Source organism: Brevibacillus centrosporus, assembly GCF_003710815.1.
GTDB classification, from domain to species: Bacteria; Bacillota; Bacilli; order Brevibacillales; family Brevibacillaceae; genus Brevibacillus; species Brevibacillus centrosporus.
The window spans coordinates 54,014-74,416 of record NZ_RHHP01000020.1; the positions used below are offsets into that span (position 1 = coordinate 54,014).

Genomic DNA, 20,403 nt, shown 5'->3' on the forward strand with positions numbered 1-20,403 from the left:
GTCCCTTCTTTTCCGGCGTTTGCCCATGTAACATGGTCCCGTCCTATATGCCTGCGCCGCTAGTCTGTTGCCCCATCCATGAAAGTTCAACAAAAACACCCCGTTCATGGTAGGTTGAACCTGTGAACAGGGATGTCTTTGGGTCAATACGAGATCTCTTTTAACAGAGCCTTAACTAATCTTGGCCTCAATCCGCAGCTTGTCTGCCACCATCGCGATGAACTCGCTATTGGTTGGCTTCGCCTTGGTGTTGGAAATGGTATAGCCAAACAAGCTGGAGATGGAATCCAGATTACCGCGGGACCAGGCGACCTCGATCGCGTGGCGGATTGCACGCTCTACGCGGCTTGCTGTAGTGTTGAACTTTTTCGCGATATCCGGGTACAGGACTTTCGTGATGGACCCTAGCAGCTCGACATCGTTGTACACCATGGTGATGGCTTCACGCAAATACAAATAGCCCTTGATATGAGCCGGAACCCCGATCTCATGAATAATGCTGGTGATGCTGGCGTCCAGATTCCGTCCTCTCACCTGCAAGGTAGACTGCGGCTTTACCGAGGTGACAAAGGATGATGGCTTTGACGAAATCATTTGGCGAATTCGCTGGGCCAAAACCTCCATGTCAAATGGCTTGAGGATGTAGTAGGCAGCTCCGAGCTCAACCGCTTTTTTCGTGATTTCTTCCTGTCCGAATGCAGTCAACATGATGATTTTCGGCTGTGGAGACAACCGCATGGCCTGAATTTGTTCCAATACAGCCAGACCATCTAAATGAGGCATGATAATATCCAAAATTAAAACATCGGGCACACGTTCTTGGAGCAGTCTGACTACCTCATTACCGTTGTACGCTACGCCAACGACATCCATATCATACTGACTACTAATGTACTCTTCCAACAGATTGACGAATTCGCGGTTATCATCTGCCAACAACACTTCGATCTTGCTCAAAGTCGTTCCTCCTAACAATGGACGGTCTTTTGGAAAGAAGGTGGCATCTTAGAAGTTGGTGATTTATAAGAATAAGTCCAAGCCATCTTTTCACTACTAAAGGAATTCGACAAACCGATATTCATTCCTGCCAATGACGAAAGATTGAACGATTTAACTGATATTTCGACAAAGAATACGCTCATTTGCCATAGACCGAACCTTCTCGACGGAAGGAGAAAAAAGCCGTCTCGCTTTTTCGCGTGACGGCCCGTCTCCCTGTCCTCATGCTGCTTTGCCGATCGGGGATTGCTGCTCCGACTCAGGTGCGTTGCGCACATTGACCCCGGCGTCGCGCAGCATCCATTCGATGTAACAACCATAGCCCGAGGTTGGATCGTTGACAAAAACATGTGTCACTGCTCCCACAATCTTTCCTTTTTGAATAATGGGGCTGCCGCTCATTCCCTGAACAATGCCACCCGTTTTTTCCAGGAGACGTTTGTCCGTCACTTTAATTATCATGCCTTTTGTAGCAGGAAAATGCTGCTTGATCACATTTGCGATCTCAATATCGAACTCTTCTACCTTTTGCCCGTTTACGACGGTCAAAATTTTGGCAGGGCCTTCTTCTACCTGCTCTGCCAGAGCAACAGGGAGTGGCTCATCGTAAAAGCTTCTTTTCGGTTCGTCCTTCATTTTTCCAAAAATGCCGAAAGGAGTATTTTTGGTGATGTTACCTAGCACTTCACTCTCGTTGTAAAAACGAGCAAACTTTTCACCGGGATTGCCGCTCTGTCCTTTTTCTATGGATGTCACACTGGCTTGAACGATCTGCCCGTCCCCAACGACAATGGCCTGCCCAGTATCCACGTCGGAAATAACATGTCCCAACGCACCATATGCCTTTGATTGGGGATCATAAAAAGTAAGCGTTCCTACTCCTGCTGCCGAATCGCGAATGTACAGACCCATTCGGTACTCGTTATCCTTTTTGTCTTTGGCTGGCTGCAGAGTGAGGTTGAGCTTTTCTTTTCCACGCACGACTAAGAGCTGCACCGGATGATTCTTCTTTCCGGCCTCGTTGATCATCTTTTTGACATCGCTCATGTCGTTGATGTACAGATCATTCATTTTGACAATCATGTCTCCTACGTGTATGCCAGACTGCTCTCCAGGTGAGAATTTGGATTTGCCATCATCCACCAAATGATGGCCCACGACGAGAACACCCGCTGTTTGAAGCTTGACGCCAATCGACTGTCCACCCGGATACAAACGGAAATCAGGCAGGACGTTCACTTTGACGGCTGTCAGGGGGATATTTCGCCACTTCACCTGCAATTGGGCTTCACCTGCCCGACGAGGCTCGACGGACATCGGCTTGCTCAAATCAACGGACACTTCACGCGCCTGCGTCCCATTGACGTGCAAAATGTCGGGGTTGCTGTTGACAAGAGTGCCCATTACTGGCACGGAGACGCGCAACTGTTCGAGGGATCCTTCCATCACTCGCAATTCGTGAGGAAAGGACGACAGATCGCGGAACGGGGTGGAACTCACGACGAGGGCCGTGATGAGGAGAAGGAAACTTCCCATCCATTTTCTTTTGTTCTGTCGGATCACCAGCAATCACTCCTACCGTTCCCTACCTACACCTATGTGACACCTCCACCTTGTGTACCTTTAATGTTGCCTCCGAGGAAGCGGATTATGTCAGGAAAAAAAGACTGCTACCCTTCTGTCAGGTAGCAGTCTTTCTTTCGCGTCCAAGCTCGATCATTTCACGAGCATGCTCTTCTGTTTTCGTCGTAACTTCCGCACCGCTCAGCATGCGAGCAAGCTCAATCACACGCTCGTCATCTGACAGTCTCGTTACCAACGTCATCGTTTCGTGGTCACTCATTTCCTTTCGGATGAGAAAATGAGCGTCTGCCATGGAAGCAACCTGAGGCAGATGCGTAATGCAGAGGACCTGTCGCTGACCGGCAACACGGGCCAGCTTCTCTGCAATCGCTTGGGCCGCTCTCCCGCTGACTCCCGTATCCACTTCATCAAAGATTAAGGTCTCGACCTGATCTGTCCCTGCGAGAATGGCCTTGATCGCCAGCATCACACGGGAAAGCTCGCCACCGGATGCGATTTTGGCCAGCGGACGCAGGGGCTCGCCGGGGTTGGGAGAGATGAGAAACTCGATCTGATCCATCCCGTTAGCGTCTACCTGCCGCTTGATGCCCTCAATCTCGACACCATCTTCATCCGGCGTTTGTCGGACATCAATCGCGAAACGAGCTCGTTCCATGTGCAGCTCTTTTAGCTGCTGCTCGATTTCGACAGCCAGCTTTTGCGCACACTCCTGGCGGATGACTGACAGCTCCATAGCTTCTACAGCCAAGTCCGCTGCAAGCTCTGTCAGCCGCTCCTGAACCTGCTGAAGACGATCTTCATAGTGGTGCATGTCATCCAGCTCGTCCTGAATCGTCGCGGCATACTCCAAAATATCATCTACACTTTTTCCATACTTTCGTTTTAGCGATTGGATTTGATCCAGCCGACTTTCGACCTCTGCCAGTTGAGCTGGTTCGAAGTCCATCTGATACGACAAATGTCGCAGCTGATGCACCACGTCTTCAATCTGGTAGTACGCGCTCTGAACTGATTCCAAAATGGGTCCAAGCTGTTCATCGTAGCCAACCACGCGCTCTAGCTCGCCCATGGCGTGCCCAAGCCAGTCCATCCCTTTTTGATCTCCATACAGGGAACGATACGCGTCCTGCATGGATGAATAAACCTTCTCAATGTTCATCCATTTTTTTCGCTGCTGCTGCAGCTTGTCATCTTCTCCGGGGGAAAGCTGGGCCGACTCAATCTCGTTGAGCTGATATTCCAGCAGATCGATACGTTGAACAAGCTCTCGTTCATTTCTGGCCATCCGTTCCAAGTCCTGTTTGGTTTTGCGAAAAGCCGTGTACAGCTTTGTATACTCTGCCTTCGCAGCTCCCAGCGCCGATTCCCCGTATGCATCCAGCCAGTTGATATGCTTGTCCGACTGCATCAGCATATGCGTATCGTGCTGTCCGTGTACGGTAACCAGCCACGGTCCCAGCTCGCGCAGCATGGCAAGGGTGACCAACTGTCCATTCAGGCGAATGATGCTTTTGCCCTGATTGGATATATCCCTTCTCACGACCAGCATGCCATCCTGCTCGACTTGGACACCAACACTCTCGCACACGCCTAAAGCCGGATGAAGCGCTGGCAGCTCAAACAATCCTTCGACCTCTGCCCGTGTTTCTCCATAACGGACAAAATCGGCGGATGCCCTTCCTCCCAGCAAGAGACCCAGCGCATCGATGATGATGGATTTCCCTGCTCCTGTTTCACCGGTTAAGATATTCAGCCCTCTTTGAAAAGACACCGTTACCGATTTGATAATGGCAAAATTACGAATGGAGAGTTCCACTAACATGGTATGTGACCCCTTTACAGCATTTCCATTAAGCGCTTTGTCACTTCATCGGTATTTTCCTTGGAACGGCAAATGATCAAAATCGTGTTATCGCCGCTGATCGTTCCCATGATTTCTTCCCAGGGCAGGTTGTCAATCAGTTCAGCAACCGCATTTGCATGTCCGGACAAAGTTTTCAGAACAATAAAGTGATCGGCTTTGTCGATGCTCATGAATGAATCGACGAGCATGCGTTTTAGCTTCTGCAGTGGATTGAACTTTTGCTCGGTTGGCACAGAATACTTGTACCTTCCATCTGGCAGCGGCACCTTTACCAGATGCAACTCCTTTATATCACGGGACACAGTTGCTTGCGTCACATTGAAGCCAGCCGCACGCAGACGTTCCACCAGCTCATCCTGGGTCTCCACCTCAGTGTTGCTGATGATATCCCGGATTCGGATATGTCGTTGCCCTTTATTCATATGATTACTCCCATTCCCCTTGTAATTTCGTACGAATTGCTTCGAAAAAGCCGCCTGTCTTCCATTTGATCAACGGTGTGACATACGGGGACTTTTTAATGAAAATTTGATCGCCGCCCTCCAGCCTGTAGCCGAATTGACCATCAATGGACAGCCCCATTTCCTGATGGACAGCGTCCACCTCTATGCGGATGACTTCGTTTCCAGAGAGCACCATCGGTCTTGCGGTCAATGAATGAGGAGCGACTGGCGTCAATAATAGCATGTCCACATTCGGGGCAACGATCGGCCCTCCTGCAGACAACGAGTACGCCGTCGAGCCAGTAGGCGTCGAGACGATCACACCGTCGCCACTAAAAGTCGCCACATAAGCGTTGTCCAAATAGACCGCGCATTGGATGATTCGGCAAAAAGAGCCTTTTGCGATCCCGATGTCATTCATCGCGGTATACGTGCCCAAGCTGACCTCTTTGCGGACAAGGGTCGCTTCCAGCATGGTGCGTTCTTCTATATCATACTTTCCCAAAAGGAGATTATCGACAGCATGCTGCAGGTTCTCTGGCTCTGCTTCTGACAAAAAGCCCAATGTCCCGAGGTTGATCCCCAGTACCGGCAAAGAACGCCCAGCCAGCTGACGGGCGATACCCAGGAGCGTGCCGTCTCCCCCCAGTACGCATACGAGGTCGGCTTGTTTCCCGATCCCTTCTACAGTCGTTCCCAGCTCGGCACGTCCCAGGTCAGATGCGATGTGTTCATCCAGAAAAACCTCAGCACCACGGTCCTCTAACAGATAAAGCAGCTCGCGTGCAACGATTCGCGCCTCTGGTTTTCCTTTATTCGCTATAATTCCAATTTTCTTCACATGGTCCACCCCAAACCGGTTGGTTGGAAATCCTTATACAAGTATACAACTTCTCATGCATAAATAAAAAGCCTCGTTTCGGACAAAACTCCCGAGGCTTTGTGCACTTCCTTATTTTAACACGGCATGAGCTGAAGTGACTACCTCTGTTACCAGTTTTAGCCACTCCTCCGAATCCAGCCCGTCTCCACCTTTTGCAGCATGCATGACAAACTCGATGTTGCCCTCTCCCCCTGTGATCGGAGAGAAATCCAAACCTTTCAAGGAGAAGCCAAGCCTTCGGGCATATTCTCCAATGTCTGTCAAAACGGCTTCATGGGTTTCAGGATCCCGCACGATGCCGTTCTTTCCAACCTTTTCTTTACCAGCTTCAAACTGTGGCTTTACAAGCGCGACCACTTCGCCGCCGTCTTTGAGAAAACGGTGCAAAACCGGCAAGATCAATCGCAAAGAAATGAACGATACGTCGATGGACGCAGAATCCGGCATTTCATGATCAAAGGTCTCAGGATCCAGATGGCGGAAGTTCGTTCTTTCCATGACTACGACACGTTCGTCCTGACGGAGGCTCCATGCCAGCTGGCCATAGCCCACGTCAATTGCATAGACGAGCCGTGCGCCATGCTGCAGGGCACAATCCGTAAACCCGCCCGTAGAAGCTCCGATATCCATCATCACGCGTCCAGTCATGTCGATCCCAAAGACACGCAATGCCTTTTCCAGCTTCAGCCCACCACGTCCTACGTACGGATGGACCTCCCCTTTGACCGTAATTGCGACATCCTCCGGGAATTTGGTTCCCGGTTTGTCGCACCGCTCGCCCGCTACTTGAACGAGTCCAGCCATGACAGCTGCTTTTGCTTTTTCTCTCGTTTCATATATGCCCCGTTCCACGAGCAGGACGTCTACACGCTCTTTTCGAATACTCATGCTTCCACTACGCCCTTCGATACTGGCATCAACGCACGCACACGGGACGCAATATTTTCTGCCGTGAGACCTACTTCGAGCCGTTGTTCTTTCACACTGCCATGCTCGACAAAATAGTCAGGAACTGCAATCATCTGTACACTTACATCGTGATAGCCTGCACGATTGTAGCATTCCAGTACAGCACTGCCGAAACCGCCCATTTCCGCGCCTTCTTCTACGGTAATAATATGGTAGCCTTCTTTGGCAAGGCGCAGCAAAAGCTCCTCATCCAGCGGTTTGCAGAAGCGGGCATTGACGAGCATCGGCTCGAATCCCTCAGTCTTCAGCTGGCTCACTGCTTGCTCCGCTACCTCGAAAACATGCCCGAACGATACAATCGCCACATGCTTGCCTTCGCGTACGATTTCCGCTTTTCCGATCGGCAGTACCTTGAGTTCCTCGTCCATTTCGACTCCGCGCACAGGCAGACGTGGGTAACGGTAGGAAATCGGTCCTTCCTCGTAAACAGAAGCCGTTTTCATCATATGACGCAGCTCGTTTTCGTCTTTCGGCGCCATGATGACCATATTGGGAATGATCCGCATAAAGGCGGTATCGTACATTCCCTGATGCGTTTCGCCGTCTGCACCAACCAAACCGGCGCGGTCCACGGCAAATACCACATTGAGCTTTTGACGAGCCACATCGTGGATCAGTTGATCGTACGCCCTTTGCAAGAACGTCGCGTAGATAGCCAAAACCGGTTTCAAGCCTTGGGTCGCCAATCCGGCAGCAAACGTACAAGCATGCTGCTCTGCGATCCCGACGTCAAACAGGCGTTCCGGGAACTTCTGTCCAAACGGGATCAGCCCTGAGCCAGCTGGCATGGCAGGTGTCACGGCGACGATATTTTTATCTTCGCTCGCGAGCTGCATCATGGTTTCAGCAAAGATCGACGTATAGGTCGGCGCTGACTTGGGCGTATCACCAGACTCAATCTTGTAGGTGCCGATTCCGTGCCACTTGACCGAATCCGCTTCCGCTGGGGCATAGCCCTTTCCTTTTTTGGTGATCGCGTGAATCAGCACAGGCCCTTTTGTCTGTTTGGCTGTCTTCATCGTATCCAAAAGCAGACCAATGTCATGCCCGTCGATTGGGCCGATGTAAGTAAACCCGAGCTCCTCGAATAGAACCCCGGAAACCAGCAAATACTTCATGCTGTCCTTGAAACGCTCAGCCAGATTTGCCAGCTTTCCACCTACAGCAGGGATGGATTTGAGGAGGCCTTCCACCTCATCCTTTGCCCACTGGTAGTTCTCCGTGGAACGCAATTTGCCTAAATAGTTGTGCAGGGCGCCAACGTTCGGAGCGATGGACATTTCGTTATCGTTCAGCACCACGATCACGTTTTTTCGCTCATGCCCGATGTGGTTTAGTGCCTCCAGCGCCATCCCGCCGGTCAAGGCTCCATCCCCGATCACAGCAACCACATGATTTTTTTCCTTTTTCAAATCGCGGGCTGTCGCCATCCCCATCGCTGCAGACAAGGACGTACTGCTGTGCCCGGTTTCCCACACGTCATGTGGGCTTTCAATCATTTTCGGAAACCCGCACAGCCCCTTGTATTGACGAAGGGTAGGGAACATGTCGCGGCGTCCCGTCAGCATTTTATGTACATAGGCCTGGTGCCCTACGTCCCAGATCAGCTTGTCCCGAGGGCTTTCGAATGCATAGTGCAAAGCCAGCGTCAGCTCGACTACACCAAGGTTTGGAGCCAAATGACCGCCCGTTTTGGACAGGTTCTCCACAAGAAACTGCCGGATTTCGGAGGCCAATGTATATAGCTGCGGCTGAGTGCACTTTTTTAAGTCTTGAGGATCATTTATAGTAGTTAGCAGCATGGGTATTCCTCACTTTCCACTGTTCGTTCTCCGGCGATTGTGCGTGCTGCAATCCAATCCAACCCAAGGAAAACACGGCTCCCCCTTTGGGCAGAGCCTTCAATTACGCTTCATTTACGCTCGCTTCATTATAACGGTTTCTATACAAAAACACCACTTTTCATCAATATCAGCGAATACGAGTGAAAGATGTCCCACTTCCAGCAAGAGAACTTTTACCCATCTCAGCCCTCCATCCGTCATTCAACGCGGCAAAAAAGGATGTGCAACCGATTTCATAAGTCATTGCGCTTGTATTTTTCTACACGTTAAAATAAAGTGGATCGAACAAAATCGAAGAGAGGTGGTACTTCCATGAAATTTACCCAAATTGCTTATGAACGGGTCGATATGGAGCAGGTAGAACAGCAATTTGACCAGTTACTGCAGGCATTTGCACAAGCTTCAAGCTTTGAAGAGCAGGATCGGGTAATGGGGCAGCTCATCTCGCTGCGCCAGGAAGTCGAATCCGCCCGTGAAGTCGCCCAGATTCGCCATACCATAAACACCGAGGATACTTTTTACAAGGAGGAGCAGGACTATTGGGATGAAGTCGGTCCCGTGTACCAAGGTCTTGTTTCCCGTTACTACGATGCGATCGTCCATTCCACGTTCCGTGCCAATCTCGAGAGGAAATGGGGGGCGCAGCTATTCCGGATCGCCGAAACTACGCTCCGTACCTTTTCCCCTGAAGTCGTGACTGATCTGCAGGAGGAAAACAGGCTGACCAGCCGCTATGTCGCGCTCATCGCCTCCGCAAAAATTCAGTTTGAAGGGGAAGAGCGTACGATCCCGCAGCTGATTCCCTATCAGACCTCGACCGATCGAGCTACACGCAAAAAAGCAAATGAAGCGAAGTACGCTTTCTTCCAAAAGCATGCGGAAGAGCTCGATCAAATCTACGATGATCTGGTCCAGGTACGCTCGAGAATCGCGAAAAAGCTCGGTTTTTCCAGCTTTGTCGAGCTTGCTTACGCCCGTCTGAACCGCACCGATTACAACGCCGAGCAGGTTGCCAACTTCCGCAAGCAGGTTCTTGCGCATATCGTTCCTGTCGCTACCAAGCTGGCCGAGCGCCAACGGGAGCGCATCGGCGTAGATGTTATGAAGTATTACGATTTAAGCTTTGATTTTGCTACAGGAAATCCTACGCCAAAAGGTTCTCCTGAGTGGATCGTGGAAAACGGCAAGAAAATGTATGCCGAGCTTTCCCAGGAAACCGATGTGTTTTTCCAATTCATGCTCGAGAATGACTGTCTGGACTTGCTCAGCAAAAAGGGAAAAGCAACCGGAGGCTACTGCACGTATATGAGCAAATACGAGCTGCCTTACATATTTGCCAACTTCAACGGAACCTCTGGCGATATCGATGTACTGACACATGAAGCTGGGCACGCCTTCCAGGTGTTCGTAAGCCGCAGCTTTGAAGTTCCTGAATACCACTTCCCTACTTACGAAGCCTGCGAAATTCATTCCATGAGCATGGAGTTCTTGACCTGGCCGTGGATGGAGATGTTTTTTAAAGAGGATACCGAAAAATATAAGTTCGCCCATCTGAGCAGTGGTTTGACCTTTATTCCGTACGGGGTCGCTGTGGATGAGTTCCAGCATGCGGTCTATGAAAAACCCGAAATGACACCTGCGGAGCGAAAAAGCACCTGGCGTCAAATCGAACGAAAGTATCTACCGCATCGTAACTACGACGAAAATGAGTTCCTGGAAGAAGGCGGCTTCTGGCAGCAGCAAAGCCATATTTACCGTGATCCTTTCTACTATATCGACTACACACTCGCACAGATCTGCGCCTTCCAATTCTGGAAGCGGGCTCAGGAAAATGCAGATGTCGCTTGGCAGGATTATCTGACATTGTGCCGGGTAGGCGGCAGCAAGTCGTTCACAGAGCTCGTCGCTGTCGCAAAACTGATCTCGCCATTCGCGGATGGATGCGTTGAATCCGTCATCGGCGATATCGAGAGCTGGTTGGATAATGTCAACGATAAAGCACTGTAAAACAGTTTCCCCTCCTCTCTGGGTTGTCAGAGAGGATTTTTCTTTTCAGCAGCGCTGTACAAAAAGAACCAGTGCGTCGTCCGGATTACTCCGAAAAACACACTGGCCTTTTCTTAAACCGTGCCATTACTTTGTCCGATTGCGCACATAATCTGCCAGGGGACTCAAGGCAGAATGCTTTATACCCGCATCTGACAAAGCTGCTTTTGCTTCCGTGATCAATGCTGCTACGCGTTCTTTGGACTGTGCGAGACCAAGAATGCCTGGATACGTCGCTTTTTGGCGTTCCGCATCGCTGCCGACCGCTTTTCCAAGCTGGCTTGCGTCGCCCTCGACATTCAGGATATCGTCCTGAATTTGAAAAGCAAGCCCGATGCAGTAGCCATAACGAGTCAACAGCTCCATCTGCTTCTCGGTCGCTTCTGCTAAATAGCCGCCACCACGCAGGGCAGCGATCAAAAGATCACCGGTCTTGTGCTCGTGGATAAATTCAAGCTGTTTGAGCTCAAGCTGCTTGGTCTCTCCCTCGATATCGGCCATTTGCCCTCCGACCATACCAGTTGCACCCGCTCGTTTGCCTAATTCCGCGATCAGATTGACCGTCGTTAAAGCAGAAACGTCCTTGCGATTGCGGTACGACTCCGCGATGAGAGAAAACGCTCTCGTCAGCAAGGCATCCCCAGCCAAAATGGCGGTTGCCTCCCCAAAAACCTTATGGTTGGTTGGCTTACCGCGGCGCAAATCGTCATCGTCCATGGCAGGCAAATCATCGTGGATCAACGAGTATGTATGGATCATTTCCAACGCAACGGCGAATGGCACTCCACGCTCAAGTGGCTTGTCCAGCGCTTCCAGAACAGCAAGGACCAGCATCGGACGCAGTCGTTTGCCTCCCGCCATCAAGGAGTATTTCATCGAATCGTAAAGTGCTTGCGGGACGCCTTCCTGTTCGAGCGCTGGAATTAACTTTTCCTCAATATAGGCTGTCTTTTCGGCCAAGTAAGTATCAAACGTATCCACAGCCATTATGCTTCCCCTTCCACGCGAAAAGCTTTTTGTTTCAGCATGCCGTCTTCCTCGACCAGCTGAGTAATTTTTGCCTCGATCGCGTCGAGCTTCTGTCCGCATATCCGCGAAAGAGTGACCCCCTCCTGGTACAGCGTAATCGCTTCCTCCAATGGGATATCCCCTTCTTCCAGGCGCGCTACCACTTCTTCCAGACGCTTCATTGCTTCTTCAAACTGCAGATCAGTCTCTTGCTCCGTTTTCTTTCGAGCCATTTTGCTTCTCCTCCCGATCAATCTGTTCCACGCGTGCAGTCGCGCTGCCATCACTTAATCGTACCACGAGCTCGTCCCCACTCGCAAATTGCTCGACTGATTTGACGATCTGTCCTCCCGCATAGACGAGTGAAAAGCCTCGCTGCATGACTTTGAGCGGGCTGAGTGCGTCCAGCTGGGCCACTCTTGCAGAAAAGGCCATTTGCTGGTCGGTCAACCTCCTGCGCATCCGCTCATCCAATCGGGCGCGGACGGTGAGAACTTGCTTGCGGCGCTCCCCTACCTGGTCGGCCAACCGGTATCGCCTGATTTGTTGAGCAAGGCGTTCATAGCGCTCACGACGCAAGGTAAGCAAATGCTTCATCGATTGCTTCATTCGCAAATGCGCGCGATCAAGGCGCTCGGCTGCCTCTTCCAATCGGCGCTGCGGCTGGCGCATCGCGTACGAATTGCCGAGCTGGTTCAGTCGCTTGCGCTGGTCCGAAATACGAGTAAGTACCGCCCGTTGGATTCTCGCGTCAAATTGCTTGACCCTCTCGACCCATTCTAAATAGTGCGGTACCGCGAGCTCAGCTGCGGCTGTCGGTGTTGCTGCGCGCACGTCCGCTACAAAATCAGCTATCGTAATATCCGTCTCATGACCAACTGCAGAGATGACCGGGATGACGGAAGCCGCGATCGCCCTCGCCACCTTTTCGTCGTTAAAGGCCCACAGCTCCTCGATTGAACCACCGCCACGCCCTACAATCAGCACATCAATATCAGATTGTGCATTGATAATACGTATCGCGGAAATAATGGACGCCGGTGCTTCCACCCCCTGTACGACTGCAGGAGCGAGTACAATCTCTGCCTGCGGGTACCTTCGGCGAATCGTCGTGCAAATATCGCGGATCGCTGCCCCTGTCGGAGAAGTCACGACTCCGACTCTTTTTGGAAAACGGGGAAGCTGCCGTTTTCTTTCGGCGGCAAACAGCCCTTCTGACGCAAGCTTTTCCTTAAGCTGTTCAAATGCCAAATAAAGAGATCCCAGTCCGTCCGGCTGCATCTCTTTGGCGTAAAGCTGGTAGGCGCCATCCCGTTCAAACGCGGATATCGAACCACGAACGATCGCTTTGGTCCCGTCCTTGGGTAAGAAGCGCAAAAAACGGTTGTAGCTGGCAAACATGACGACTTTTATTCGCGACTGCTTGTCCTTGAGTGTGAAATACATATGTCCGCTCGAATGATGTGTAAAATTGGATATTTCCCCTCTCACCCACACATCCTGCAACCGCGAGTCTTTCTCCAAAACCATTTTGATATAACGGTTCAGATCACTGACAGATAAAATATCTTGAATAGCCATGCGCTCCTCCTAGATAGAAAACCTCTTTTGCCGGCTGCATCGAGAAGATTCAGGTGCGGACTCTTATAAATTCTTGCTGTATAAAAAAGAAATGGATAAAGTACCTTTACCCATTTCCCTTGTCTGTGACTTATCGGTTGGCTTGCTTGCGAGCCGCCGCCACTGTATTTTTCAAAAGCATGGTGATGGTCATCGGTCCAACGCCGCCAGGTACCGGCGTAATATAGCTCGCGACTTCCTTCACTTCATCGAACTTCACGTCACCTACCAGCTTGCCAGTCTCAATGCGGTTTACACCTACATCGATCACGACAGCTCCTGGTTTTACGTGTTCTTTTCCGATCATGTGCGCACGTCCTGTCGCTACGACGAGGATATCCGCTTTTTTCGTAAATTCCTCAAGGTTTTGCGTTAGGGAATGGCACATGGTCACGGTAGCATTTTCCTGCTGCAGCAAGAGCGAGACGGGCTTACCCACGATGTTGCTCCGACCGATGACAACCGCATGCTTTCCGCTCATATCCGTACCTGTGCGCTTGATCAGTTCAATAATACCATGCGGCGTACATGGGAGAAACGTTTCATTTCCCAGCACCATGTTTCCCACACTGATCGGATGAAAGCCGTCCACATCTTTATCCGGATGAATCGCTTCGATCACGGCCGTTTCGGAGATATGCTTCGGCAGAGGGAGTTGAACCAAGATCCCATTAACGTTCGGATTTTCGTTCAATTGCTGAATAATGGTAAGCAGTTCTTCCTCTGTAATGGAAGCATCCTTTAAAATCAGCTCTGATGCAATTCCAACTTCCTCGCAGCCCTTCGACTTGCCTCGTACATACGATTGAGAAGCAGGGTCATCACCGACCAATACAACGGTCAACCCTGGAACGATGCCTTGTTTTTTTAGTTCCGCCACTTCGTTTGCCAGTTCGGCGCGAATGCTTTGCGCGACTTCTTTTCCTTGGACAATAATTGCAGCCATGGAGAAAAAACCTCCTTCATAACGTCGTTACCTGTAGTGTAACGATTTCACAGCGAGCTGTAAAGGCGAATCATAAAATGTTCAAACTTATGTAATGTTCGTCTTTTGCTTCATCCACCCCAGCATAGCTACCCCGTATGCGTTGTCACCCGAGTAAACCGGGTCACAAAAATACAGCCGAGCCTTGACTGCCGGATGCTCCAAGCGCTTGATCAATCGTTCGCGCATGTATTGATTCGCAGCTACTCCGCCTACAATCAGTATGTCCTTCGGTAGCCCTTGTTCTATCGCATAGCGCAAGGTTTTTTCCAGTGTATTGGCAATGCACTGCTCAGTCGCGCGTGCAATATCAGCAGGAGCTGCTTGGCCTGCCTCGATCGCGCGCAGCAACGAAGCCTCCGGACCGGAAAAACTGAAGGAAAAACCATCTACCGCAGAAGAGATGCGAAACTCACCGGATGCGCCTTTGGCAAGCTCCTCCAGCTGAGGTCCTGCTGGAAACGACATTCCTAGTGCCACTCCAATCCGATCCACGAGCTGCCCGGCATGCAAATCGATCGTGCCGCCAACCTTTTCAATCGCATAGCCGGCTTCATGGCGTTCGCAAACCAACAGCTCGCTCGTACCGCCAGATAAATGGACGGCCAAAAAGCGATTTTCACCCGGACGTTTCTCAGCCGTATATTCACCTGCTGCGATGTGCCCTTCCTGGTGCGTCGTCAAATGCAATGGTACACGCAGGTAGGTAGCCAGTGATTTTCCCAGCCCCTCTCCCACCTTGAATACAGGCATGTAGGATTGATCCACTGGACGCGGCTTTTCGCTGACGCAGATAGCTTCGATCTCGTACTCGTTCCACTTCATTTGTTCACTTAATTCCGGCAAGTTCATCACATGTTGAAAGACGGCTTCAGATTGCTGCAGCCCGCGTTTGCCTTCCTTCACTTTCAGAAGGCGCTTCGCTTCTGCCACAATCCGGCCGTCTTCCTGAGCCAAGCACAGTGATGTCCGGTAATTGCTCGTATCGATGCCCAAAATTACCTTAGTCATGCCCCGGTCCCCTGCCCTATTTACGCCTGCGCAGTCTCACGAGCATGCAGGAAGCTGGACAAGACACCGTTGATGTAACGATGGGATTGCTCATCACTAAACAGCTTAGCAATTTCAATCGCTTCGTTCATGACGACCTTGTCAGGAGTCTCTGCTTCAAACATAATCTCGTAGAAAGCCAGACGGAGTATCGCGCGATCTACGTTGGCAATGCGATCCAGCTGCCAGCCGCGCAAGTATTGTTTGATCTCGTTATCGATCGCAGCCTGATTCGTTAAGACACCGTCCACCAGATAACGCAGATACTGGGCGTTCTCTTCAGAACCCTCCATAACCAGTGCTACAGCTTCCTTTACCGGAACTTCCGCCATATCGATCTGGAAAAGACATTGGACTGCTTTTTCTCGTGCTGTTCTTCGTTTCATTCCATTCACCTACTATTAAATTTGAGTTCGGGAGCGGACAGATTTACCGGGAGCACCCGAACATCCGTTACCGAAACTTGCCTGGCAAAATCCGATCCAAAATTTCCCGCAAGTCTTCTTTATGATCCAGCTTTCGGCCGATGTAATAACCGGTACCGATAAACACAACAAACACCAGTGTATCCCAAAAGCCCACCAGAAGGTAGATGATCCCGAAAATAAATCCAGCCAAGATCCCCAATAGTTTCCCCTTGTGTTCCCACAATAACTCCCATAGCATGGCTCTCACCTTCTATTCCACCCGTTTACGTGCCGCGTAGTTATCTTGTTGAGCCACTTCCGTCACGACGACCGTCACTTCCGAAATCACGACGCCCGCGATCCCTTCGACCTGTTCCTTGACGTCCTGCTGCAGCTTTTGTGTCAAATCAGGCAAAGGAGTTTCTCCGTCTACCGATACACGCAGGGTGATGATATTTCCGCTCTCCAATGCCTTGACACTGGTCTTCATGTCACGTACGCCCTTTACTCGACGAGCAGCACGCTCCGCAATCGTTGTGATGGTTTGAAGGGTAATGTTGACTTCACCCAAATCGCTGCGTTGACGAATACCGCGGTCTACTTTAGGCTTGTTTGAACGGAATGAGCTGAAAAAGAAACGAAGGCTGACAACGAGGAAAATTATCGCGACGATGAGATAGGCTAGATTCGTCCCTGAGAGCATTTGCTCCACGTAAGGGCGAAACACATCCGGAGAAATCAAACCACTAGTCGCTGCAATCGCAATGCAGGAAAGTATAATCAGCGCAAAACTGTAGATCGTCAAAATAAACCGGTCGAACAAGTTCACATGCATCTCTCCTTCAACCATGCTTCACTCAGTCAAACATGGCACGTTCGGGGTAGCAGTATGGTGCAGCGGTTGATGAGGAAAATGCCCCCTGTGAGTAGGGGGCATCCATCCGTTGCCTGTCTTAGCGCACGCGCTGGTAATCTTCCACCACAGCAGTTGCAGCTGCCGGCGCTTTTTCTTCCGCTTTCAGCTCTACATCTACGATATGTACATTTACTTCCACAACTGACAGCCCTGTCATGCTCTCAATTGCATTGCGCACACTATCTTGAATATTTCGAGCGACATCCGGGATGCGGTGTCCATATTTGACAATAATCGAGACATCCACAGCTGCTTCACGAGAGCCTACTTCTACCCGAACTCCCCGAGCAATATTTTTACGGCCTAATCGTTCCGCTATTTCCCCAACGAAACCGCCGCTCATCTGTGCTACGCCTTCTACTTCGGACGCAGCCATGCCGGCGATCACTTCCAAGACTTCAGGAGCGATCTGGACCTTCCCAAGTTCTGTTCTATCTAAATCTGGAGAAAATTCTTCCACGCTTCGCACCTCCCTTTGGATTTGTATTCCATTATACCAAGCGCTCTGTTTTTTTACAAATAAGCGCCTATTCCTCGTCGAGGTTCAGCTCGTACGTCTCCAGGAATTTCGTGTCAAAATGACCGCTCACAAAGACTTCATGCTCGAGAACCTTGAGGTGGAAAGGAATGGTTGTCGTGATGCCTTCCACAACAAACTCTCCCAGTGCACGCTTCATGCGCTCAATCGCTTCGTTGCGATCTTTTCCCCAGACGATCAGCTTCGCAATCATCGAATCGTAGTAAGGCGGAATGGAATAGCCGGCGTAGGCCGCACTATCCACACGCACGCCAAAGCCACCCGGTGCCAAATACTCGGTAATGCGTCCTGGAGATGGCATGAAGTTTTTCACAGGATTTTCCGCGTTGATCCGGCATTCGATTGCCCAGCCATCCAGCACAATGTCCTCTTGGGTAAACGACAATGGCTGTCCTGCTGCTACCGTCAGCTGTTCCTTAATGAGGTCAAAGCCCGTTACCAGCTCTGTTACCGGATGCTCTACCTGAATACGGGTATTCATTTCCATGAAGTAGAATTTGCCATGTTTGTCCAACAAAAACTCTACTGTACCTGCTCCGTGGTAGGATACCGCTTTGGCAGCAGCGACAGCGGCTTCTCCCATTTGCTTGCGCAGTTTCTCGCTCAAGGCTGGCGATGGAGCTTCTTCAATCAATTTTTGGTGACGGCGCTGAATCGAGCAGTCACGCTCGCCCAAATAGACCGCGTTTCCATGCTTGTCTGCCATCACTTGAATTTCTACGTGACGAGGACCTTCTACGAATTTTTCCAAATAAACGCCCGGGTTGCCGAATGCCGTTTTGGCCTCGTTTTGCGCCTGGCGAATGGCTTTCTCCAGATCCTCATCGTCGACTGCGACGCGCATCCCGCGTCCGCCGCCGCCTGCTGTTGCTTTTACCATCACCGGATAGCCGATCTCGTTCGCTGTCTTGATGGCATCCGCAACATCTTCAATCAGACCTTCCGTACCTGGAACAGTAGGAACCCCCGCTGCCTTCATCGTATCTTTGGCGGTAGCTTTATCCCCCATGTTAACGATGGCATCCGGATCTGGTCCAATAAACGTAATATTGCATGCCGCGCAAATTTCTGCAAAGTCAGCGTTCTCCGCCAAAAATCCATAGCCTGGATGAATGGCATCTGCCCCCACCTTGGTCGCTACGCTCATGATGTTGGCTATGTTCAAATAGCTGTCCTTGGATGCTTTTGGACCAATACAGTAGGCTTCGTCGGCCATTTTTACATGAAGCGCTTCACGATCCGCTTCGGAGTAGACGGCGACCGTACGAATGCCCAGCTCGCGGCACGCGCGGATGACCCGCACTGCGATTTCTCCGCGATTGGCAATCAATACTTTTTGAAACATTCCGCTCTCCCCCACCTTATTCTGGCTTCACTAAAAACAATGGCTGTCCGTATTCAACCAGTTGGCCATCCTCGACCAGAACCTTTACGATCTCGCCGTTGACTTCTGCTTCGATTTCGTTGAACAGTTTCATCGCTTCCACGATGCAAACCACTTTGCTTGCGTTTACTTTGTCGCCGGCTTGTACATACGCAGGCTTGCCTGGCTCTGGAGAGCTATAGAACGTTCCTACCATAGGAGATACGATCTTGTGCAGGTTTGCATCGTCTGCTGCTGCCACTGCTGGAGCCGCTTTTGGAGCTTCTGCAGCAGGTGCAGCCACAGGCGCAGCTTGCAGAGCTGGAGCTACTGCGACAGGAGCAGCTTGTACAGGAGCTGCCGCGACTGGTTGAGATACAACTACCGTTTCCATACCGGTAGACTTTTTCAGCGTTACTTTCGCGCCTTCTGTCTCCAGCTTGAATTCATTAATGGAAGATTGATCAATCAGCTTAATAATTTCTCGGATTTCATGAATTTTCAACACGAATGAGCACTCCTTCGTTTCGTTAGATGTTCCTGGGTGGCTATATATGTATCAAGAGCGAAGCATAAATCAATGGTAGCCTGTTGCCCATAACACGTCAAGAAAGGATTTCCCCCCTTCTGTTTGCGAAGAAGTGAGGAAATCCTTACCATCATGCCCATCTCTCGCTTCCCTTATAACGGTAAACTTATCCACGGGATCCGCTGCGAGCGGGGATGTTACGTTGTTTTAAATTGAACCGTTACGTTTGTCGCAGGCACGTTGAGCTGCTGTTTCACTTGCGCAATGATATCAACCGCTTCGTTTGCAGACAGCTTCTCTTTTTGCACAATGACGGTCACTTTGTCGTTTTGGACGAAGACAACCGCGTCTTGATACCCGTTGGCTTTCAGCATTTCTTCAATGTTTGTCGTCGCACTTTCCTGCGTGGAGAGCTGCTCGTATTTGGTGCGTGCATCTGCTACGGCTTGAGCGGAGGAATCTGAGCTGCCGATGATCGCCAGCTGTTCATCCTTTTGCTGCTGAAGCTGTGCTTCCCGCTTCATTTTGTAGCCTTGGAAGATCTCGCTGGATGTCTCGGCTACAGGAACGACTGCATTGCCAACGTTTTGCTGTGGAGCTGGTGTGGATTGAGCGACAGGTGCTTTCGTGTCAGCGGGCTGATTCGTTGCTACCGGGTTCTCATTTTTCGCATTTACAGGTGTAGCTTGCTGCGGCTGATCCACTTGCTTGGACTCAACAACGACCCCAGAGATTTGCTCCTGTTTGTCTACTGCCTGCTGTTGTCCGGAAGTGGGCATTTGATCTTGCGGCCCTTTTACCAGGTAATACCCGGACAGCACCACCATAACAGCCAGCATTGTCAACAACCATACCGTTTGCTTGCGCAGAATCATTCGCCATTACCTCCTACCCTTTTTTGGGCAATATGGATATTTTGTAGGCAGGAACATCCAAAACCTTTTGGACAGCTTCGGTGATCCACGCCTTGACCTGGATGTTATCGGCGCCCTTCGCGACTACCAGGACACCTCTGACACGGGGTTTCATCGTCTTGACAATGACAGGCGAATCTTGTTTGCCCCCCTGTACGATGACGACTTCGGAATCCTTTGTTTGGTCGTTTTGATTGCGCGTTGCCCTGTCTTTGTCCATTTCCTGGTTGGTCGAAGATCGGTTGTTGCGATTCTCTGCCATGACTAGTTCGGGAGTGGACTCCAGATTGACCATGACATCGACTTCTCCGACTCCCACGACGCTTGCCAAAATATCGCGAAGATGCGCTGCGTAATTGTTTTCATATTCAGCGATGATATCCGGTGCAGGTGATCCACCGATTGCGGGTGCTGCCGAATCGCCTCCAGTCCCATCCCCAC

The 20,403-nt window shown here is 50.8% G+C and carries 21 protein-coding genes; 1 reads left to right on the forward strand and 20 read right to left on the reverse strand.

All coding sequences use genetic code 11. The annotated features are described in order from the left end of the window. Positions 1 to 171: 171 nt before the first annotated feature. The 7 genes from spo0A to dxs all read right to left on the reverse strand — a co-directional run bounded on the left by spo0A (position 172) and on the right by dxs (position 8,544). Positions 172 to 957: a sporulation transcription factor Spo0A gene (gene spo0A / locus EDM55_RS17355; protein WP_092268145.1), complete on the reverse strand. Its 786-nt coding sequence runs from the start codon at positions 955 to 957 to the stop codon at positions 172 to 174. A gap of 264 nt (positions 958 to 1,221) precedes the next feature. Next, positions 1,222 to 2,562, reverse strand: a complete 1,341-nt coding sequence (spoIVB, locus tag EDM55_RS17360; RefSeq protein WP_092268144.1) for a SpoIVB peptidase — start codon at positions 2,560 to 2,562, stop codon at positions 1,222 to 1,224. Between the two features lie 118 nt (positions 2,563 to 2,680). Then, the gene (gene recN / locus EDM55_RS17365; RefSeq protein ID WP_122960901.1) at positions 2,681 to 4,405 is read right to left on the reverse strand and encodes a DNA repair protein RecN; all 1,725 of its coding nucleotides are present in this window, start codon (positions 4,403 to 4,405) and stop codon (positions 2,681 to 2,683) included. Positions 4,406 to 4,419: 14 nt separating this feature from the next. Beyond that, positions 4,420 to 4,869, reverse strand: coding sequence for a transcriptional regulator AhrC/ArgR (ahrC, locus tag EDM55_RS17370; protein ID WP_092268142.1), 450 nt, complete (start codon positions 4,867 to 4,869; stop codon positions 4,420 to 4,422). A 4-nt stretch (positions 4,870 to 4,873) separates the two neighbouring features. Further along, the gene (locus EDM55_RS17375; RefSeq protein WP_092268141.1) at positions 4,874 to 5,731 is read right to left on the reverse strand and encodes an NAD(+)/NADH kinase; all 858 of its coding nucleotides are present in this window, start codon (positions 5,729 to 5,731) and stop codon (positions 4,874 to 4,876) included. A 111-nt stretch (positions 5,732 to 5,842) separates the two neighbouring features. Beyond that, positions 5,843 to 6,661, reverse strand: coding sequence for a TlyA family RNA methyltransferase (locus EDM55_RS17380; protein ID WP_092268140.1), 819 nt, complete (start codon positions 6,659 to 6,661; stop codon positions 5,843 to 5,845). Next, entirely contained in the window at positions 6,658 to 8,544 is a 1,887-nt protein-coding gene (gene dxs, locus EDM55_RS17385; RefSeq protein ID WP_122960902.1) for a 1-deoxy-D-xylulose-5-phosphate synthase, read from the reverse strand. The genes EDM55_RS17380 and dxs overlap by 4 nt, the downstream gene beginning before the upstream one ends. Before the next feature lie 354 nt (positions 8,545 to 8,898). On the opposite strand from dxs, the gene EDM55_RS17390 reads away from it, so the two are divergent. After that, positions 8,899 to 10,593 carry a M3 family oligoendopeptidase gene (locus EDM55_RS17390; protein ID WP_122960903.1) on the forward strand — a complete coding sequence of 565 codons (1,695 nt, stop codon included), beginning with the start codon at positions 8,899 to 8,901 and terminating at the stop codon, positions 10,591 to 10,593. A gap of 126 nt (positions 10,594 to 10,719) precedes the next feature. Here the strand turns inward: EDM55_RS17390 and EDM55_RS17395 are convergent, their stop codons facing one another. The 13 genes from EDM55_RS17395 to spoIIIAG all read right to left on the reverse strand — a co-directional run. Continuing rightward, positions 10,720 to 11,619 (reverse strand): polyprenyl synthetase family protein, encoded by a 900-nt coding sequence (locus EDM55_RS17395; RefSeq protein WP_122960904.1) that lies wholly within the window; start codon positions 11,617 to 11,619, stop codon positions 10,720 to 10,722. After that, on the reverse strand, positions 11,619 to 11,873 hold the full coding sequence (gene xseB / locus EDM55_RS17400; RefSeq protein ID WP_092268136.1) for an exodeoxyribonuclease VII small subunit: 255 nt from the start codon (positions 11,871 to 11,873) through the stop codon (positions 11,619 to 11,621). The genes EDM55_RS17395 and xseB overlap by 1 nt, the downstream gene beginning before the upstream one ends. Then, a complete protein-coding gene (gene xseA / locus EDM55_RS17405; protein ID WP_092268135.1) occupies positions 11,842 to 13,221 on the reverse strand; it encodes an exodeoxyribonuclease VII large subunit in 1,380 nt (459 codons plus the stop codon). The genes xseB and xseA overlap by 32 nt, the downstream gene beginning before the upstream one ends. 130 nt (positions 13,222 to 13,351) lie before the next feature. Beyond that, the gene (gene folD, locus EDM55_RS17410; RefSeq protein WP_092268134.1) at positions 13,352 to 14,206 is read right to left on the reverse strand and encodes a bifunctional methylenetetrahydrofolate dehydrogenase/methenyltetrahydrofolate cyclohydrolase FolD; all 855 of its coding nucleotides are present in this window, start codon (positions 14,204 to 14,206) and stop codon (positions 13,352 to 13,354) included. Between the two features lie 87 nt (positions 14,207 to 14,293). Further along, complete coding sequence (locus EDM55_RS17415; RefSeq protein WP_122960905.1) at positions 14,294 to 15,256, reverse strand: tRNA (adenosine(37)-N6)-threonylcarbamoyltransferase complex transferase subunit TsaD; 963 nt, start codon at positions 15,254 to 15,256, stop codon at positions 14,294 to 14,296. Between the two features lie 20 nt (positions 15,257 to 15,276). After that, on the reverse strand, positions 15,277 to 15,681 hold the full coding sequence (gene nusB, locus EDM55_RS17420; protein ID WP_092268132.1) for a transcription antitermination factor NusB: 405 nt from the start codon (positions 15,679 to 15,681) through the stop codon (positions 15,277 to 15,279). A 67-nt stretch (positions 15,682 to 15,748) separates the two neighbouring features. Continuing rightward, positions 15,749 to 15,961, reverse strand: a complete 213-nt coding sequence (locus EDM55_RS17425) for a DUF2273 domain-containing protein (RefSeq protein ID WP_092268131.1) — start codon at positions 15,959 to 15,961, stop codon at positions 15,749 to 15,751. 12 nt (positions 15,962 to 15,973) lie between these two features. Continuing rightward, a complete protein-coding gene (gene amaP, locus EDM55_RS17430; RefSeq protein WP_174769252.1) occupies positions 15,974 to 16,537 on the reverse strand; it encodes an alkaline shock response membrane anchor protein AmaP in 564 nt (187 codons plus the stop codon). A gap of 118 nt (positions 16,538 to 16,655) precedes the next feature. After that, a complete protein-coding gene (locus EDM55_RS17435; RefSeq protein WP_092268129.1) occupies positions 16,656 to 17,078 on the reverse strand; it encodes an Asp23/Gls24 family envelope stress response protein in 423 nt (140 codons plus the stop codon). 67 nt (positions 17,079 to 17,145) lie between these two features. After that, positions 17,146 to 18,501 carry an acetyl-CoA carboxylase biotin carboxylase subunit gene (gene accC / locus EDM55_RS17440; protein WP_122960906.1) on the reverse strand — a complete coding sequence of 452 codons (1,356 nt, stop codon included), beginning with the start codon at positions 18,499 to 18,501 and terminating at the stop codon, positions 17,146 to 17,148. Positions 18,502 to 18,517: 16 nt separating this feature from the next. Then, complete coding sequence (accB, locus tag EDM55_RS17445) at positions 18,518 to 19,027, reverse strand: acetyl-CoA carboxylase biotin carboxyl carrier protein (protein WP_246070815.1); 510 nt, start codon at positions 19,025 to 19,027, stop codon at positions 18,518 to 18,520. Positions 19,028 to 19,245: 218 nt separating this feature from the next. Then, positions 19,246 to 19,923 carry a SpoIIIAH-like family protein gene (locus EDM55_RS17450; RefSeq protein WP_122960907.1) on the reverse strand — a complete coding sequence of 226 codons (678 nt, stop codon included), beginning with the start codon at positions 19,921 to 19,923 and terminating at the stop codon, positions 19,246 to 19,248. Positions 19,924 to 19,936: 13 nt separating this feature from the next. Then, positions 19,937 to 20,403: stage III sporulation protein AG (spoIIIAG, locus tag EDM55_RS17455; protein WP_122960908.1), on the reverse strand; the 467-nt coding region annotated here is incomplete at its 5' end.

Excerpts from the sequence above, each read along its gene's own strand:
- EDM55_RS17425 (WP_092268131.1), bottom strand. The coding sequence starts at position 15,961 with ATGCTATGGGAGTTATTGTGGGAACACAAGGGGAAACTATTGGGGATC.
- amaP (WP_174769252.1), bottom strand. The coding sequence starts at position 16,537 with ATGCATGTGAACTTGTTCGACCGGTTTATTTTGACGATCTACAGTTTT.
- EDM55_RS17450 (WP_122960907.1), bottom strand. The coding sequence starts at position 19,923 with ATGATTCTGCGCAAGCAAACGGTATGGTTGTTGACAATGCTGGCTGTT.
- EDM55_RS17380 (WP_092268140.1), bottom strand. The coding sequence starts at position 6,661 with ATGAGTATTCGAAAAGAGCGTGTAGACGTCCTGCTCGTGGAACGGGGC.
- folD (WP_092268134.1), bottom strand. The coding sequence starts at position 14,206 with ATGGCTGCAATTATTGTCCAAGGAAAAGAAGTCGCGCAAAGCATTCGC.
- recN (WP_122960901.1), bottom strand. The coding sequence starts at position 4,405 with ATGTTAGTGGAACTCTCCATTCGTAATTTTGCCATTATCAAATCGGTA.
- xseA (WP_092268135.1), bottom strand. The coding sequence starts at position 13,221 with ATGGCTATTCAAGATATTTTATCTGTCAGTGATCTGAACCGTTATATC.
- xseB (WP_092268136.1), bottom strand. The coding sequence starts at position 11,873 with ATGGCTCGAAAGAAAACGGAGCAAGAGACTGATCTGCAGTTTGAAGAA.
- dxs (WP_122960902.1), bottom strand. The coding sequence starts at position 8,544 with ATGCTGCTAACTACTATAAATGATCCTCAAGACTTAAAAAAGTGCACT.
- EDM55_RS17395 (WP_122960904.1), bottom strand. The coding sequence starts at position 11,619 with ATGGCTGTGGATACGTTTGATACTTACTTGGCCGAAAAGACAGCCTAT.
- ahrC (WP_092268142.1), bottom strand. The coding sequence starts at position 4,869 with ATGAATAAAGGGCAACGACATATCCGAATCCGGGATATCATCAGCAAC.
- accC (WP_122960906.1), bottom strand. The coding sequence starts at position 18,501 with ATGTTTCAAAAAGTATTGATTGCCAATCGCGGAGAAATCGCAGTGCGG.
- nusB (WP_092268132.1), bottom strand. The coding sequence starts at position 15,681 with ATGAAACGAAGAACAGCACGAGAAAAAGCAGTCCAATGTCTTTTCCAG.
- EDM55_RS17415 (WP_122960905.1), bottom strand. The coding sequence starts at position 15,256 with ATGACTAAGGTAATTTTGGGCATCGATACGAGCAATTACCGGACATCA.
- EDM55_RS17390 (WP_122960903.1), top strand. The coding sequence starts at position 8,899 with ATGAAATTTACCCAAATTGCTTATGAACGGGTCGATATGGAGCAGGTA.